The following is a 14,400-nucleotide window of genomic DNA, read 5'->3' on the forward strand; positions in this document are numbered from 1 at the left end:
AGTTTAAATTCTCTGTGATATTTGGACATAAAAAGACCCCCAGTAATTGGAATGTCCAACTATTGGGGGTCAGTTCAAATCGCAGGCTTTTTTAGTTAAGAATGAAGCACAACCACTAAGGCAACTCGTCTTCCAACTCTTCTTTTGGCGTTGGCACCAAATCTTCTCTTGTGACATTCAATGCCAGCAATAAGTTTGCCGCCACAAAGATAGACGAATAAGTACCAATCACAATCCCCACAAGCAAAGCCATAGAGAAATTATGAATAGCCTCACCACCAAACAAGAATAAAACCACCAACACAAACAAAGTCGTTAAAGAGGTGATCAAAGTACGGCCCAATGTTTGATTGATGGATTCATTAATCAAATCATAAGGTTCCGTTTCTCGCATAATACGGAAGTTTTCACGAATACGGTCACACACAACAATGGTATCATTCAAGGAATAACCCACCACCGCCAGTAAGGCCGCCAACACCGTCAAATCAAATTCCACATCGAAAAGCGAAAAGAAACCGAGTGTGATAATGACATCGTGCGCCAAAGCCGCAACAGACGCTAAAGAGAATTTAAATTGGAATCGCACTGCGACATAGAGCATCACGATCAATAGCGCCAACAACATTCCTAAGCCGCCTTGCTCACGCAACTCTTCTCCCACTTGCGCACCAACAAACTCTGAACGCTGCAAAGTCACCGATACTTCACCGTGATTTTGCAAGCTTGCTAACACTTCGTCACCCAAGGTTGGTGTATAAGCATTGGCCATACGCACCACAACATCCGTCGGTGAGCCAAAGTTTTGCACGACTATGTCGTCATAACCATTGTCGGCCAGTAACTGACGCACATCATCCAACTGAGGCGCTTGATCGTAAGCCACCTCAACCAAAGTACCACCGGTAAAATCTAGACCAAACTGTAGACCTTTTACGGCCAACGACCCTAAGGAGATGAGAATAAGGGCAACAGAAAAACACGCTACAACCTTACGCATCGCCATAAACGGAATAGTTGTCACTTTCATGGCTCTCTCCTTAAATAAACAGTTTCTTATTTTTACGACCACCGTAAACAAGATTGACTTGTGCACGCGTCACCACAATGGCCGTAAACATAGAGGTTAAAATACCCAGCGATAGGGTTACTGCAAACCCTTTTACAGGGCCAGTCCCGACAGCAAACAAGATCACTGCCACCAACAAAGTGGTAATATTGGCATCAAAAATTGTCGTGAATGCACGATTAAAGCCGGAATGAATCGCTTGCTGACTGGGTACACCATTCGCTAACTCTTCCTTTATCCGGGAAAAAATCAACACATTAGCATCCACCGCCATCCCCATTGTCAACACAATACCGGCAATACCAGGCAAGGTTAACGTGGCCGACAACAAAGACATACACGCCATTAGCAATACAATATTCAGCGCCAAGGAGACATTGGCAAAAATACCAAATACCTTGTAATACACCAACATGAACAGCATCACGACCAATAGACCAATCTGCGCAGAAGTGACACCCAACTGAATGTTCTCTGCCCCTAGGCTTGGCCCAATGGTACGCTCTTCAACAAAGTAAATTGGCGCGGCTAGAGCACCGGCACGTAACAACAAAGCCAATTCAGAAGACTCACGAGGACTGTCTAATCCCGTAATACGGAAAGAGTTCCCCAAGGTAGTTTGAATAGTCGCCAAAGAGATAATGCCTTTCTCACTGTAACTGCGACGCACTTCTTCCATTTTGCCGTCTTTCTCAACAAAACGACTACGGGATTTGTGTTCGATAAACACCACCGCCATATTACGGCCCACGGCAGAACGAGTCACTTTAGTCATCTGCTTACCACCCTTGGAATCAAGGCTGATATTCACCTGAGGCTGGCCATTTTCATCGAACGACGAGCTTGCATCCGCTACACTATCACCTGTAATGATGATGTCACGCTCTAAACGCGCTGTACGACCACTGCCATCACGAAAAGACAAGGTTTCAACATCCGCGCCTTGGTCATCCAAACCGGCTTCCAAATGGAACTCTAGGTTGGCTGTTGCACCAATAATACGTTTTGCTGCCGCGGTATCTTGAACACCAGGTAACTCAACCACAATACGATTGCTGCCCTGACGTTGAACCAAAGGTTCGGCCACACCAAGCTCATTCACACGATTACGCAAGGTTGTTAAGTTCTGCTGCAATGCATAAGACTCGATTTCTTTGGTTTCTGCTTCGGTAAAACTCACATCCAAAAAGTAATCTGTGTCTTCTTGGCGAGTGCTGTAGCGATACTCAGCAAACTCACCTTTCAATAGATCTTCAGCCAAGGCTAAGTCTGATTCCTTTAAGAAGCGAATCGACATCACACCATCAGCAATGTTAACACTACGGTAACGCACGCGGTCTTTACGCAGAGCGGCTTTCATTTCACTGCTGCTTACTTCTAAGCGCTGTTTTAGCGCCGCAGGTGTATCCACTTCTAGCAAGAAATGCACTCCACCACGTAAGTCCAAGCCCAACTTAGCTGGCCCTGCACCTAAAGAAGCCAGCCATTCTGGTGTGGTTGGCACTAGGTTCAACGCCGTCACATAGTCTTCCCCAAGGGCCGCTGCTACGACAGGTTTAGCAGCCAATTGGTCCTCGCCATTATTGAAACGCAAGGTACCACCAGCAGAGGTTAGCTCTGCTTCTTTCAATTCTATATTTGCTTTACTGAGTGCCAGCTCTGCTTTTTGCAAAGCTTGCTGATCAACCACGGAAGTCGCTTTTTGAGTAGAGAGTTGTAACGCTGGATCATCCGGATAAAGGTTTGGGAAGGCATAGAGTAGCCCCAAAGCCAAAACAAGAAGAATTAGCAAATACTTCCACAAGGGGTACTTGTTAAGCATGAAAAATCCTTTACACCTAAAAATTTGAGTGAGCAAGAAAGAAGAAAAGCGCCTTAGATTCTCTCTTCGGGCGCTTTTCCAGCAACATTAAATCGACTTTAATGTTCCTTTAGGCAACACAGCCGCAACAGAAGACTTTTGAAATTTCATTTCAACACCTTCCGATACTTCTAAAGCGACATAAGCATCGTCTACTTTTGTTACCTTACCTAGGACACCACCGCCAGTTACGACTTCAGTTCCTTTCTCTAGTGCAGCAATCAAGTTTTTATGCTCTTTCGCACGTTTTGCTTGAGGGCGCCACATTAAGAAATAGAAAATAACGACAAAGCCAGCAAGTAGGACTAGGTTAAAAATACCTGCGTCCGCTGGTGCGCCACCTTCAGCGTAAGCTGGTGAGATCAATGCGATCATGGTTTTAGCTCTCCAATGGTTTATGAAACTCTTACAATTCCCTGAAAAGAGAAAATTGTCATATTTTGTTTATTATTCACTCAAAGCAGGCGTTTCTAGGCCGCGCTTTGCATAAAACTCATCAACAAAGGCGTCAAATCTACCTTCATCGAGCGCCTTTCGCAATCCCGCCATGAGTGTTTGGTAATAACGAAGGTTATGGATGGTATTTAATTGTGCACCCACCATTTCCTGACACTTATCCAAATGATGTAGATAAGCCCGAGAAAAGTTTTTACAAGTGTAACAGTCACATTCTTTATCAAGTGGGTCAATATCATGGCGATATTGTGCGTTACGAATGCGCACCACACCTTCAGAGGTGAACAAATGACCGTTACGGGCATTACGAGTTGGCATCACGCAGTCGAACATGTCAACACCGCGACGAACCCCTTCCACTAAGTCTTCTGGTTTGCCTACGCCCATCAAATAACGCGGTTTGTTTTCTGGCATTTTCGGTGTGATGTAATCCAACACCTTGATCATTTCTTCTTTTGGCTCTCCCACGGACAAACCGCCGATGGCATAACCGTCAAAACCAATCTCTTCTAAGCCTTCTAGAGACTCATCACGCAAGTTTTCGTACATGCTACCTTGGATGATACCAAACAGAGCAGACGGACTGTCACCGTGCTCCTCTTTAGAACGTTTCGCCCAACGCAGACTCATGCGCATCGATTTTGCCGCCACATCCGCTGTCGCAGGATAAGGCGTACATTCATCAAAAATCATCACAATGTCTGAACCAAGATCGCGCTGAACTTGCATGGAGATCTCAGGGCTTAAAAAGACTTTAGAGCCATTAATGGGTGAGCGAAAACTCACCCCCTCTTCCGTGATTTTGCGCATTTCCCCTAAAGAAAACACCTGAAAACCACCCGAATCGGTCAAAATAGGTTTCTTCCATTGCGTGAAGTCATGCAGATCCCCATGCGCTTTTACCACCTCGGTTCCTGGGCGCAACCAAAGATGGAATGTGTTCCCCAAGATAATATCCGCACCGATTTCCTCGATGTCCTTGGTTAACATACCCTTCACTGTGCCATACGTACCGACTGGCATAAAAGCAGGAGTCTCCACCTTACCTCGTGGAAAAGTCAAAGTCGCGCGACGCGCTTTACCTGAACTGGTATGCAGCTCAAAATCCATAAAACATTCTGGACGTTTCTCAGACATACGTCTTATTCCTCACTTTGCGGGCCTTTCGCCTGCGCATTTCGTGTAATAAACATGGCATCACCATAACTGAAAAATCGATACTTCTGCTCCACCGCCACGCGATAAGCTGACATGACTTGCTGATAGCCAGCAAAGGCGCTGATCAACATAATCAAGGTTGATTCAGGCAAATGAAAATTGGTTACCAAAGCATCAACGGTTTTAAATTCGTAACCGGGGTAAATAAAAATACTGGTATCGCCTTGCATTGGCGCAATCTGCCCCGATTGACTGGCGGACTCCAAACTACGTACGCTCGTCGTACCAACCGCAATCACTCGACCACCTCGTGCTTTCGTTGCTTGCACCTGCTGAACAACCTGCTCATCTACCTCAACATACTCCGCGTGCATAATGTGGTCTTCTACATTATCCACCTTCATTGGCTGAAAGGTTCCCGCACCGACGTGCAAGGTAACAAAAGCCACCTCAACGCCCTTGTCTTTTAATTTAGTCAACAAAGCATCATCAAAGTGCAAACCAGCCGTTGGTGCGGCAACCGCCCCCGGTTTTTCGTTATACACCGTTTGATAACGCTCTTGGTCACTGTCTTCATCAGGACGTTCAATATAAGGCGGCAACGGCATGTGCCCAACACGGGTCAAGATATCCAAAACAGGCTCTTGAAATGCCAAATGGAATAACGCACCTGAGCGACCTAACATGGTCGCTTCAATCTGCTCTCCCTTATCTTGTCCCAAAAATATCTTAGTGCCTTCTTTTGGTGACTTACTGGCACGAACATGCGCCAATACTTCGTGACTCGAAGTCACTCGCTCGACTAAGATTTCAACTTTACCACCTGACTCTTTCTGGCCAAACACTCGGGCAGGAATGACTCGGGTATTATTAAATACCATCAAATCGCCAGCTTGAACCAAGTCCAAAACATCTGGAAATTGACGATGAACAACCTCGCCACTTGGCCCATCGAGATGCAAAAGACGGCTTGCAGTTCTGTCCGGCGTTGGGTAATTCGCAATGAGAGAATCGGGTAAATCAAAGTGATAATCGGAAACGAGCATGAAATGAAAGCTACCTAGAAAAAACGACCCGATATTCTAGCGAAAAACCAGATAAAAAGGTACTTCCAACCCACTAGATATTAAAAAGATAAAAAAAAATTCAACCAATCGTTGACATCTTTTCAAATTAACCTAGAATACGCCTCACCTTTTTCAAGGCCAGTGTGGTGGAATTGGTAGACACGACGGATTCAAAATCCGTTGCCGAAAGGCGTGGCGGTTCGAGTCCGCCTACTGGTACCAACATAGAAGCCCTGATCGAATGATCAGGGCTTTTTTCGTTTATACTCAACAACATTATTATTCACTTATTTCAGGTAATGACATGAATCGTCGTAAAAAAATCAAAAGCATTCTGACCAAAAAGGCGAAGCAGGCTAACCTGAAAGCCAACCCGAAGAATAAGCCAAAATACATTTCCAAAGCAGAGCGAGCAAAGCTGGAAGCAGAAGCTAATCCGATGTCATCGAGCGAACCCGACACAACACAAGAAGACAACCAATAGCCTTTTTAACAGTTAATGGCGCCTGTATTAAAACTTGGCTCTAAAATGCCAATCTCCTTCTTTCATATCGTTGCGAATTGCACTAACAATGCTCTGTTCCATTTCACTTGAATCAAGCTCGAACAAGCCGCAGCGACTTAAGACTTGCTTCTTTTGAATACTCTTACCAAGGTATTCGTACACCACTCGAGCACAACAAGGCGCTCTTTCACCACTACCAGACACCCCTAAACGCAACCCGGTTAAGCGCACCACCCGATTTTGAAAGGAAGGGTATAAAATTGTCTGTGTCACTTCTACATGCGTCTCTTGTTCATAATCCATTAAAAATAACCGATCTGATAGTAGTTGCACCATACCTGTGTAGACGCCATGAAACGCTTTAATCACCCCATCTGGATTTAGTCGCTCAGTACGCTGATAATAGGTTTTATCACCTTGTGAACGAATGTCTACCAAGGTGCGCAATACCTGACCTGGGCACGCCATGGACATATAATACTCATAATAATAACCACAGTATTTTGACAAGCCAGACTGACCTGATTCATTTAGCCGATTAATGTGCTTTTGTTCGGGTGTCAGACTGGACTGCATGGTGGATTGACGAATCGGACGAGACTGAACTAAGAGCGCAAATTTTGATTGGGACAGCATCATTTCCTCTGCTTCTACCCCAAAAAATTCACCAATACGTCGTAAGGTATTTTGGTTCGGCATGGTCGTAGCATTCAGGTAACGATTGAATTGCGGACGATTGATATTAAGACGCCGACAAACCTCTGCAACAGACTTATAATAACTACACAAAAGCCGCAAGTTCTTTGCAAAATTTTCAGACATGATCATTCCCCACCAACAAAACCATCAGACACATCCGTACTCCCTCAAGCCCAACTCTCAGCAGTGTAATCGATTACCCTTTAGAAACACACTTTAAAATGATGCTAGTAGACGCTACCAAAGCATCAACTAGCATCATCAAGCAACGACTTACAAACTCCCTTTTTACGACAATTTTGGTTCCAATTAGCGGCGAATCTTCGTCCAAGAGACACTCAATAATAAATCTAAAAACAGTAGGAGTTTTCTATGCTATCCCTTCTTACAGACCTATTATGGAGCAAGGTATTAATTGCCGTTTTAATTGGTATTGGTATCTGGTTTACGGTCGCCACTCGTTTTGTGCAATTTCGCTATTTTGGTAATATGTTCAAAATCCTGACCGCCAAACATCATGAAGCTGACGGTAAACATTTAAGCTCTTTTCAGGCTTTAATCCTATCGGTTGCTGGTCGTGTGGGTGGTGGTAACATTGCCGGCGTGGCGGTGGCTATCACGCTAGGCGGGCCTGGCGCCATATTCTGGATGTGGGTTGTTGGCCTGATGGGGATGGCCACCAGTTTCGTTGAATGCTTGCTAGCACAAACCTATAAAACGGCTGAAAACGATGGCACCTATCGTGGCGGTCCGGCTTACTACATTGAACGTGGTCTGGGTAAAAAATGGAAATGGCTTGCGATTATTTACTCTGTTTTATTATTGGCAACCTTCGGCATTGCCTTTACCACGTTGCAATCTTATTCTGTCGCCACTTCTCTTGAAGATGCCTTTGGCATTCAGCCCTATTACAGTGGTATTGCAATGGCTTTCGTCGTTGGCCTCATCATCTTTGGCGGGGTTAAACGCATCGCGCAAGTCGCCGAAGTTCTGGTTCCTATCATGGCGGGCGGCTACTTGTTGATTGCTTTAATTGTCATCGCCATGAACTTAAGCCTCATTCCAGAAACATTAATGCTGATCATCAAAAGTGCCTTCGGACTTGAACCCGCGATTGGTGGCGGTATCGGAGCCGCTATTTTAATGGGTGTTAAACGTGGCTTATTTTCCAACGAAGCAGGCCTTGGTAGTGCACCAAACGTGGCGGCCGTTGCTTACATTCCACACCCAGCAAACCAAGGCATTGTACAGGCATTCTCTGTCTTTATTGACACTATTGTACTTTGCACTTGCACTGCCCTAATCATCCTATTAGGTACCGCTTATGATCCTACTAGCACAGACACTGTTCAGGGCGTCGCGTTAACTCAGGCTTCCCTTGCTACTCACATGGGAGACTATGGCCGCATGTTTGTCAGTATTGCCTTGCTGCTATTTGGCTTCAGCACGGTGTTGTACAACTACTATTTGGGTGAAAACAGCGTCAGCTACTTAACCAAATCAGATAATCACGGTTTCTATATGAACTCGTTTCGCGTAATCATTATTTGCCTATGCTGCACTGGAGCTATTTTAGATCTGGGTACCGTCTTTGCCTTCGCCGATCTCACCATGGGACTGCTGGCCTTAGCCAACCTAGTTGCCCTCGCACTGCTGTTTAAAGTGGCAAAACGCATCATGAAAGATTTCGACGGCCAACGCCAATCAGGCAAAGAAACACCGACGTTTGAGGCCGCACGTTTTGATGATTTAGATCTGGACACGACTTCTTGGCCAAACAAAGACAACCATTAACTCAAGCTAATATGTAGCCTCACTCCTAGGGAGTGAGGTTCTAGGAAACCTTATGAATACGCGCTCTGAATACGACTTACTTGGCCAAATGGACCTTCCTTCGGATGCTCTGTATGGCATTCAAACACAGCGGGCCGCACAGAACTTCGCCATTACTGGTGTGCCCATTTCACACTTTCCAGAGTTAATTAAAGCGTTGGCAATGGTCAAAGCCGCAGCGGCACGCACCAATCAGGAAATGAATTTATTAACCGATGAAAAGGCCGATGCGATTGTAGCGGCTTGTCAAGAACTGATTCTTGGACAACATCATGACGCCTTTATTGTTGACGTTATTCAAGGCGGCGCTGGCACCTCAACCAACATGAATGCCAATGAAGTCATTGCCAATTTAGCCCTAGCCAAACTCGGCCACAAATTAGGTGACTACCAACATTTACACCCTAACGATGATGTCAATCGTTCACAATCCACCAACGACGCCTACCCGACTGCTGCTTGCTTGGGCATTCAATTTGCGGCGGACAATTTCGTTCCCAGCTTAGCGTCGCTTAAAGCGGCGCTAGAAGAAAAAGGCAAAGCGTTTGCTCACATCGTCAAAATGGGACGAACTCAGTTGCAAGATGCGGTGCCTATGACACTTGGGCAAGAGTTTGACGCTTTTGCTGTGACACTAGGAGAAGACATCGACCGAATCAGCGAAGCCTGCGCCTTACTGTGCGAAGTAAACTTAGGCGGTACCGCCATTGGCACCGGCATCAATACGCCAGAAGGTTACGCAACCCGGGTGGTTGAAAAGCTGGCCACCATTTCGACCAAACCCATGGTACCTGCGAGCAATCTGGTAGAAGCCACTTCAGACATGGGCGCATTTGTGTTCTTCTCCGGGATTTTGAAGCGTCTCGCGATTAAACTCAGCAAAATGAGCAATGACTTACGCCTACTTTCTAGTGGCCCTCGCACCGGATTAGGAGAAATTAATTTGCCTCCGATGCAACCGGGCTCGTCTATTATGCCTGGCAAGGTCAACCCAGTAATTCCTGAAGCAATGAACCAAACCGCGTATCAGGTCATTGCCTCCGACTTAGCGGTATCACTGGCTGCTGAAGCAGGCCAATTACAGCTTAACGCCATGGAACCTATGATTATTTACAACCTGCTAAACTCTTTAAAAATGCTTAAAGAAGCTTGTCAGATGCTAGAAAACCGCTGCATCCGTGGCATCACCGCGAACGAAGCTGTTTGTGCCGGTCATGTGGAAAATAGCATTGGTATTATCACTGCGCTTGTCCCTCACATTGGCTATTCCAATGCCTCGCGCATTGCTCGTCAAGCCTTAACCACAGGCAACACAGTCAAAGCACTCATTGTAGAGGAGCAGCTATTAACGGAAGAACAAGTCAATCTATTACTGAGTCCAGAGTCTATGCTATCCCCAAGCAAGGTGAGTTTATGAGTGCGCAGGTTTTAGTAATCTATACTGGTGGCACCATCGGCATGACTCAAACAGCGCAAGGCTTGGCTCCAGCATCGGGGTTACAAGATCGCATTGAACGTACTTTAGGCGATAGCTTGAATAGTCTACCGAGGTTTGAAGTACTGGAAATTTCGCCGCTCATCGACAGCGCCAATATCACCCCAGCTCATTGGACTAAGCTTGTTTCCATTCTCAATGTTCATTGGCAAGACTATGACGGCTTTGTCATCTTGCATGGCACAGACACCATGGCCTATACTGCTTCAGCCTTATCATTTATGCTCGGGGCCAGCCCTAAAAATGTCATTCTAACAGGATCACAAATTCCCTTAGGAATGAACCGATCAGACGCTACAGCCAATTTACAGGCGGCTCTGTCTCTGGCTGTGTTGCAATCGATCCCGGACGTCAGTTTGGTGTTTAATGGCAAACTCATGCGTGGCAACCGAATTCAAAAGATCAGTAGCGGACGGTTTGAGGCTTTTCACACACCAAACGATGACCTGCTCGGTGAATTAGCAATTCATATTCAACTCTACCCTGAACGTATGAGCAAATGGTCATGTAAACATGAGGTCTCGAACTTAGATGACAAGCTAACCACCTTTCGATCTGGCGCTGTTGCCGTCGTAACACTCCATCCAAGTCAACCGATCAGCGTATATCAGAGCCTATTAGATGACATAGATTGCCATGGCATTATTTTAATGACCTATGGCGCTGGCAACGTGCCGGACCAAACCCCAGCTTTTCTATCTTTCTTGACGGAGGCCATGTTACGAAAGAAAATCGTCGTCAATCTCACCCAATGTCTGCATGGCGGGGTATCTCAAGGCACTTACGCTGCTGGCTCAATGCTGTCATCCATGAATGTACTAAGTGGGCAGGACATGACTTTAGAGGCCGCTTTTTGTAAGCTACATTGGTTAATTGCCAAGGGCGAAAGCTACCATAGTCTGATGACGAAATGGCCAATCAACTACGCCAATGAATTTACCACACAATAACCAACTCAAGGATACCCTAGCATGTCAAGGTATCCGGTATGACACGATGAACATTAAAAACTTAGGTTATTGATCATTTCACTTAGACAATGCAACTTAAACCAGCGGTCCCCACACAGCCCATTCGTTACCACAAGGATCCAAAAAGTGAAAACGACGACCGCCTGGGAATTCAAAAATCACTTGCTCTATGGTGCCCCCTGCGGCTTCAACATGGCTCACTGCACTTTCAAGATCGTCGCTGTATAAAACCACCAATGCCGCCCCTGTTTGCGGCCGTGAACAAAAGTCGGCCTGAAAGAAACCACCGTCTAGACCAGCATGTTTAAACGCGCTGTATTCTTGACCATAGTCTTCAAAATCCCAACCAAACGCTTGCCGAAAGAAGGCTTTATTGAGCTCAAGATCTCGCGCTGGTAGTTCCACATAGTTTATCTTTGTTGATTGCATAACGGTCTCACTTTACGGTTGATGCCACGACGAGAATCACACTAATCATTATCATTGTGCCGCCGAGCCACTGCTGCTTACTAAGCGTCTCGGAAAAACGCACTTTAGAATAGTACAAAGTCCCCAGAATTTCGATTTGACCGAGGGTTTTGACCAAGGCAGGATTCACCAAAGCGAAGCCTGTAAACCAACCAATTGACCCTAATGAGCTTAGAACACCTACCTGACAACTCAAGCGGAACGCCCGCCTAAAAGGCGCTTTAACATCTCGCATCTTAACCATCTGCAGCGAACATAAAACGATAGATTGAATAACCAAAACAAACCATAAGGTCACTCCAGCCGAAGTAATGATCGAACCAGACAGGGAGTGACTTGCCATCGACGCCATCACAGAAGTCATGGCGAAACACAGGCCGCTTGCCAAACCAAACAACAAAGAAGCATCGCGATGGGCATGACGAAGGTTATGCCACTTTACCGTCATCACCACAGCGCCCAGCACACCTAACCCAATCCCCATCCAAGACCCCAAGGTGAGCGTGTAATGCAACAAAGGCAAACCAATCAATGCGGCCAATACGGCCTCCGTCTTCGCCAGCAGTGTGCCAATGGCATAACTTCCAGACTGAAACGCTCGCAGCATAAAGTAGGTGGCAAATATTTGTGCCAAGGCGCAAACAGAAGCCGCCCACCAAAACGCCATTGTGCCATTCAGAGATACACCTCCAAATAGCCACCAAACCACTAATAAATAGAGCGTCACCAAAGGCAAACCGTACAAAGAACGCGCCATGGTGGCATGTAAAAATCCGGCTTCACGAGCTAAGGTATTTTGATAGGCAGTTCTAGCAGACTGGCATGAAGCCGCAAAAAGAGTGATGAAAATCCACATAATAACGCTCGATATTGAGTAGAAAAAAGACACGAAGCATTAGAATGCGATGATCTCAACTATTTGTAAAAGGAATTAAACTAATGGTGCTCATTCCACTTAGGAATGAGCACGCTGCATGAATATTTTATGTGTTCTTCTTACGCAGCTCCGTCACCTGCTCACCCGCAATTCCCCAGTTATCGGTCTCAACTTCATCAATTACCACCACAGTAGTCGATGGATTTTTGCCTAATACATCCACCAATAAATCTGTCGCGCCTTTGATCAAAGCCTGCTTTTGTTCCTTTGTGACACCTTCATTGGTGATGCGAATATTCACGTATGGCATGCCATTTCTCCTTTTTATCATCATTAGAGCACGAGAGTGCATTCATCTTTTTTTGACAACTACCGCCTTAGAATCGCACGATGAACAGAATTTTAAAACACCCATATTGCCGCTTTGCTTTAGTCGGCGGCTTCGGCTTCGTCGTTGATCTGACCAGCTTGATGCTATTGTCACAATGCGTGCCTTATCCCATTGCGAGAGGACTATCCTTTTGGGTCGCAGCCAGTTCAAATTGGTGGTGGAATCGACACTTTACTTTTTCTAACGGCCGACATAAAAAAACCGCTGTGGTGGAATGGTTACAATTCCTCAGCGGTTCATTAATGGCCTTCATTCCAAACCTTGGCATCTATCTCTTGCTCCTCCATGTCCAACCTTCTACACAATACCAAGGACTCACGATACTTTGGCCTTACTTTGCCATGATACCTGGAGTCGTCATTAGCATGTGTATTAACTATTCACTATCGCGCTATTGGGTCTTCCGTGACCAGCGAATAAAACCTCAAGAACCTTGATTCAACTGACCATGCTCAGCAAAACGCCCTTTATCTTTACCATGCACTTGATCGTGACGTGGCCAAGGCCAACCGCCAAATTGAGTTCGCTGATAATCTTGGAAAGCTTGCTGCAACTCAGCACGAGTATTCATAACAAAAGGACCATGCTGTTCAACATGTTCATTGATAGGACGTCCTTGCAGCATTAGAAAACGAGCAGCCTTGCCCAAATTCTTTAACACCATACTGGCATCACTTTTCAGCACAAAGGCCTGATCAACAGACACAGCTTCCTTATCTAACGCAACTTGATCGCCTTCAAAGAAATACAAGGTTCGCGAGAGTCCAGCCATAGCCGCGGGTAACGTCCATTCCGCCTTTTCAGCCAAATCAACCAGCCAAATCGCCACGTGATTTTGCTCTTCAGCCGCCCAAGAATTTGGAGGACACGGTGCTGGTTGCACACCACTAATCGGGCCAGCAATCACTTTTACACTGGCTTCAAAGCCTTGTGCATCTTTCTCTGTCAGTACGGGTGTGTCCTCATTCCATAACATGGTGAAATGGGGAGGCACCATTTTATTCTTGCTTGGTAAATTCAACCAAATTTGGAACAATTCAACGGGATTGCGATCTGTTTCGTTTAACAAGGGAAACATTTCCGAATGTTGCACGCCTTGACCGGCAGTCATCCACTGAGTATCGCCCTGACCATAACGACCAGCAGCGCCTATAGAATCCGCATGATCCACAAAACCTTGGTTAACAATGGTGACCGTTTCGAAACCACGATGCGGGTGAGCTGGGAAACCTGGAACTTTACTGCCGTGATACATACGCCAACCATCAATACCTGAAAAGTCCTGCCCAATAGGACGATTATTCAATGGAGCATCTGGTCCCATTTCACCATTTGCTTGAGGGTAGTTATCATTGTGAAAGGCACAAAATAAGAAGGGATCAAAGGTTGGCCAAAACATCTCTAATGGCATTTTTTTAAGGATTGCGGCGCTCATATTGTCTCTCCCAAAACAATTTCATTCATTCTTTAAAGACATTCACCTTCAAGAACAATGGATAATATGGCACCATAATAACATCAAAAAACTCGATTGATTTATGCTAAAACCG

Annotated in this window: 15 protein-coding genes and 1 tRNA gene; 6 read left to right on the top strand and 10 right to left on the bottom strand. The window is 45.8% G+C overall.

The features are described from left to right. Positions 1–115: 115 nt before the first annotated feature. The 5 genes from secF to queA form a co-directional block, all read right to left on the bottom strand. Positions 116–1,030, bottom strand: coding sequence for a protein translocase subunit SecF (gene secF, locus ACHUFM_RS16200; protein WP_394183507.1), 915 nt, complete (start codon positions 1,028–1,030; stop codon positions 116–118). A 10-nt stretch (positions 1,031–1,040) separates the two neighbouring features. Next, positions 1,041–2,891: a protein translocase subunit SecD gene (secD, locus tag ACHUFM_RS16205; RefSeq protein ID WP_394183508.1), complete on the bottom strand. Its 1,851-nt coding sequence runs from the start codon at positions 2,889–2,891 to the stop codon at positions 1,041–1,043. A gap of 87 nt (positions 2,892–2,978) precedes the next feature. After that, on the bottom strand, positions 2,979–3,305 hold the full coding sequence (yajC, locus tag ACHUFM_RS16210) for a preprotein translocase subunit YajC (RefSeq protein WP_013795942.1): 327 nt from the start codon (positions 3,303–3,305) through the stop codon (positions 2,979–2,981). Positions 3,306–3,377: 72 nt separating this feature from the next. Then, positions 3,378–4,496, bottom strand: a complete 1,119-nt coding sequence (tgt, locus tag ACHUFM_RS16215) for a tRNA guanosine(34) transglycosylase Tgt (RefSeq protein ID WP_220151001.1) — start codon at positions 4,494–4,496, stop codon at positions 3,378–3,380. A 32-nt stretch (positions 4,497–4,528) separates the two neighbouring features. Further along, positions 4,529–5,590: a tRNA preQ1(34) S-adenosylmethionine ribosyltransferase-isomerase QueA gene (gene queA, locus ACHUFM_RS16220; protein ID WP_394183509.1), complete on the bottom strand. Its 1,062-nt coding sequence runs from the start codon at positions 5,588–5,590 to the stop codon at positions 4,529–4,531. 158 nt (positions 5,591–5,748) lie between these two features. On the opposite strand from queA, the gene ACHUFM_RS16225 reads away from it, so the two are divergent. After that, positions 5,749–5,833: transfer RNA gene (locus ACHUFM_RS16225), tRNA-Leu, on the top strand. 82 nt (positions 5,834–5,915) lie between these two features. After that, positions 5,916–6,095, top strand: a complete 180-nt coding sequence (locus tag ACHUFM_RS16230) for a DUF2986 domain-containing protein (protein WP_394183511.1) — start codon at positions 5,916–5,918, stop codon at positions 6,093–6,095. A 27-nt stretch (positions 6,096–6,122) separates the two neighbouring features. Here ACHUFM_RS16230 and ACHUFM_RS16235 read toward each other — a convergent pair whose 3' ends face one another. Continuing rightward, entirely contained in the window at positions 6,123–6,938 is an 816-nt protein-coding gene (locus tag ACHUFM_RS16235; protein ID WP_394183513.1) for a helix-turn-helix domain-containing protein, read from the bottom strand. Positions 6,939–7,187: 249 nt separating this feature from the next. On the opposite strand from ACHUFM_RS16235, the gene ACHUFM_RS16240 reads away from it, so the two are divergent. From ACHUFM_RS16240 to ACHUFM_RS16250, 3 genes are read left to right on the top strand one after another with little or no spacing between them, the layout of a single operon-like run. Next, positions 7,188–8,609, top strand: a complete 1,422-nt coding sequence (locus ACHUFM_RS16240; protein WP_394183515.1) for an alanine/glycine:cation symporter family protein — start codon at positions 7,188–7,190, stop codon at positions 8,607–8,609. 52 nt (positions 8,610–8,661) lie between these two features. Next, on the top strand, positions 8,662–10,065 hold the full coding sequence (locus tag ACHUFM_RS16245) for an aspartate ammonia-lyase (protein ID WP_394183517.1): 1,404 nt from the start codon (positions 8,662–8,664) through the stop codon (positions 10,063–10,065). Then, the gene (locus tag ACHUFM_RS16250; protein WP_394183518.1) at positions 10,062–11,093 is read left to right on the top strand and encodes an asparaginase; all 1,032 of its coding nucleotides are present in this window, start codon (positions 10,062–10,064) and stop codon (positions 11,091–11,093) included. The genes ACHUFM_RS16245 and ACHUFM_RS16250 overlap by 4 nt, the downstream gene beginning before the upstream one ends. 96 nt (positions 11,094–11,189) lie before the next feature. Here the strand turns inward: ACHUFM_RS16250 and ACHUFM_RS16255 are convergent, their stop codons facing one another. The 3 genes from ACHUFM_RS16255 to ACHUFM_RS16265 all read right to left on the bottom strand — a co-directional run bounded on the left by ACHUFM_RS16255 (position 11,190) and on the right by ACHUFM_RS16265 (position 12,811). Then, positions 11,190–11,543 (bottom strand): VOC family protein, encoded by a 354-nt coding sequence (locus ACHUFM_RS16255; RefSeq protein ID WP_394183519.1) that lies wholly within the window; start codon positions 11,541–11,543, stop codon positions 11,190–11,192. Between the two features lie 7 nt (positions 11,544–11,550). Further along, positions 11,551–12,438 (bottom strand): EamA family transporter, encoded by an 888-nt coding sequence (locus tag ACHUFM_RS16260; RefSeq protein WP_394183521.1) that lies wholly within the window; start codon positions 12,436–12,438, stop codon positions 11,551–11,553. Between the two features lie 127 nt (positions 12,439–12,565). Further along, positions 12,566–12,811, bottom strand: coding sequence for a tautomerase family protein (locus tag ACHUFM_RS16265; RefSeq protein ID WP_442919176.1), 246 nt, complete (start codon positions 12,809–12,811; stop codon positions 12,566–12,568). A 38-nt stretch (positions 12,812–12,849) separates the two neighbouring features. Between ACHUFM_RS16265 and ACHUFM_RS16270 the strand changes: the two genes are divergently transcribed. Next, positions 12,850–13,287: a GtrA family protein gene (locus ACHUFM_RS16270; protein ID WP_394183523.1), complete on the top strand. Its 438-nt coding sequence runs from the start codon at positions 12,850–12,852 to the stop codon at positions 13,285–13,287. On the opposite strand, the gene ACHUFM_RS16275 is transcribed toward ACHUFM_RS16270, so the two are convergent. Then, positions 13,275–14,285 (bottom strand): pirin family protein, encoded by a 1,011-nt coding sequence (locus ACHUFM_RS16275; protein ID WP_394183525.1) that lies wholly within the window; start codon positions 14,283–14,285, stop codon positions 13,275–13,277. The genes ACHUFM_RS16270 and ACHUFM_RS16275 overlap by 13 nt on opposite strands. Positions 14,286–14,400 lie beyond the last annotated feature (115 nt).

The sequence above is a fragment of the Marinomonas posidonica genome, from assembly GCF_043643765.1.
Lineage (GTDB): Bacteria > Pseudomonadota > Gammaproteobacteria > Pseudomonadales > Marinomonadaceae > Marinomonas > Marinomonas posidonica_A.

What these genes read in the sequence shown, in the direction of transcription:
- secF (WP_394183507.1), bottom strand. Translation starts at nt 1,030, where the DNA reads ATGAAAGTGACAACTATTCCGTTTATGGCGATGCGTAAGGTTGTAGCG.
- secD (WP_394183508.1), bottom strand. Translation starts at nt 2,891, where the DNA reads ATGCTTAACAAGTACCCCTTGTGGAAGTATTTGCTAATTCTTCTTGTT.
- yajC (WP_013795942.1), bottom strand. Translation starts at nt 3,305, where the DNA reads ATGATCGCATTGATCTCACCAGCTTACGCTGAAGGTGGCGCACCAGCG.
- tgt (WP_220151001.1), bottom strand. Translation starts at nt 4,496, where the DNA reads ATGGATTTTGAGCTGCATACCAGTTCAGGTAAAGCGCGTCGCGCGACT.
- queA (WP_394183509.1), bottom strand. Translation starts at nt 5,590, where the DNA reads ATGCTCGTTTCCGATTATCACTTTGATTTACCCGATTCTCTCATTGCG.
- ACHUFM_RS16230 (WP_394183511.1), top strand. Translation starts at nt 5,916, where the DNA reads ATGAATCGTCGTAAAAAAATCAAAAGCATTCTGACCAAAAAGGCGAAG.
- ACHUFM_RS16235 (WP_394183513.1), bottom strand. Translation starts at nt 6,938, where the DNA reads ATGTCTGAAAATTTTGCAAAGAACTTGCGGCTTTTGTGTAGTTATTAT.
- ACHUFM_RS16240 (WP_394183515.1), top strand. Translation starts at nt 7,188, where the DNA reads ATGCTATCCCTTCTTACAGACCTATTATGGAGCAAGGTATTAATTGCC.
- ACHUFM_RS16245 (WP_394183517.1), top strand. Translation starts at nt 8,662, where the DNA reads ATGAATACGCGCTCTGAATACGACTTACTTGGCCAAATGGACCTTCCT.
- ACHUFM_RS16250 (WP_394183518.1), top strand. Translation starts at nt 10,062, where the DNA reads ATGAGTGCGCAGGTTTTAGTAATCTATACTGGTGGCACCATCGGCATG.
- ACHUFM_RS16255 (WP_394183519.1), bottom strand. Translation starts at nt 11,543, where the DNA reads ATGCAATCAACAAAGATAAACTATGTGGAACTACCAGCGCGAGATCTT.
- ACHUFM_RS16260 (WP_394183521.1), bottom strand. Translation starts at nt 12,438, where the DNA reads ATGTGGATTTTCATCACTCTTTTTGCGGCTTCATGCCAGTCTGCTAGA.
- ACHUFM_RS16265 (WP_442919176.1), bottom strand. Translation starts at nt 12,811, where the DNA reads ATGCACTCTCGTGCTCTAATGATGATAAAAAGGAGAAATGGCATGCCA.
- ACHUFM_RS16270 (WP_394183523.1), top strand. Translation starts at nt 12,850, where the DNA reads ATGAACAGAATTTTAAAACACCCATATTGCCGCTTTGCTTTAGTCGGC.
- ACHUFM_RS16275 (WP_394183525.1), bottom strand. Translation starts at nt 14,285, where the DNA reads ATGAGCGCCGCAATCCTTAAAAAAATGCCATTAGAGATGTTTTGGCCA.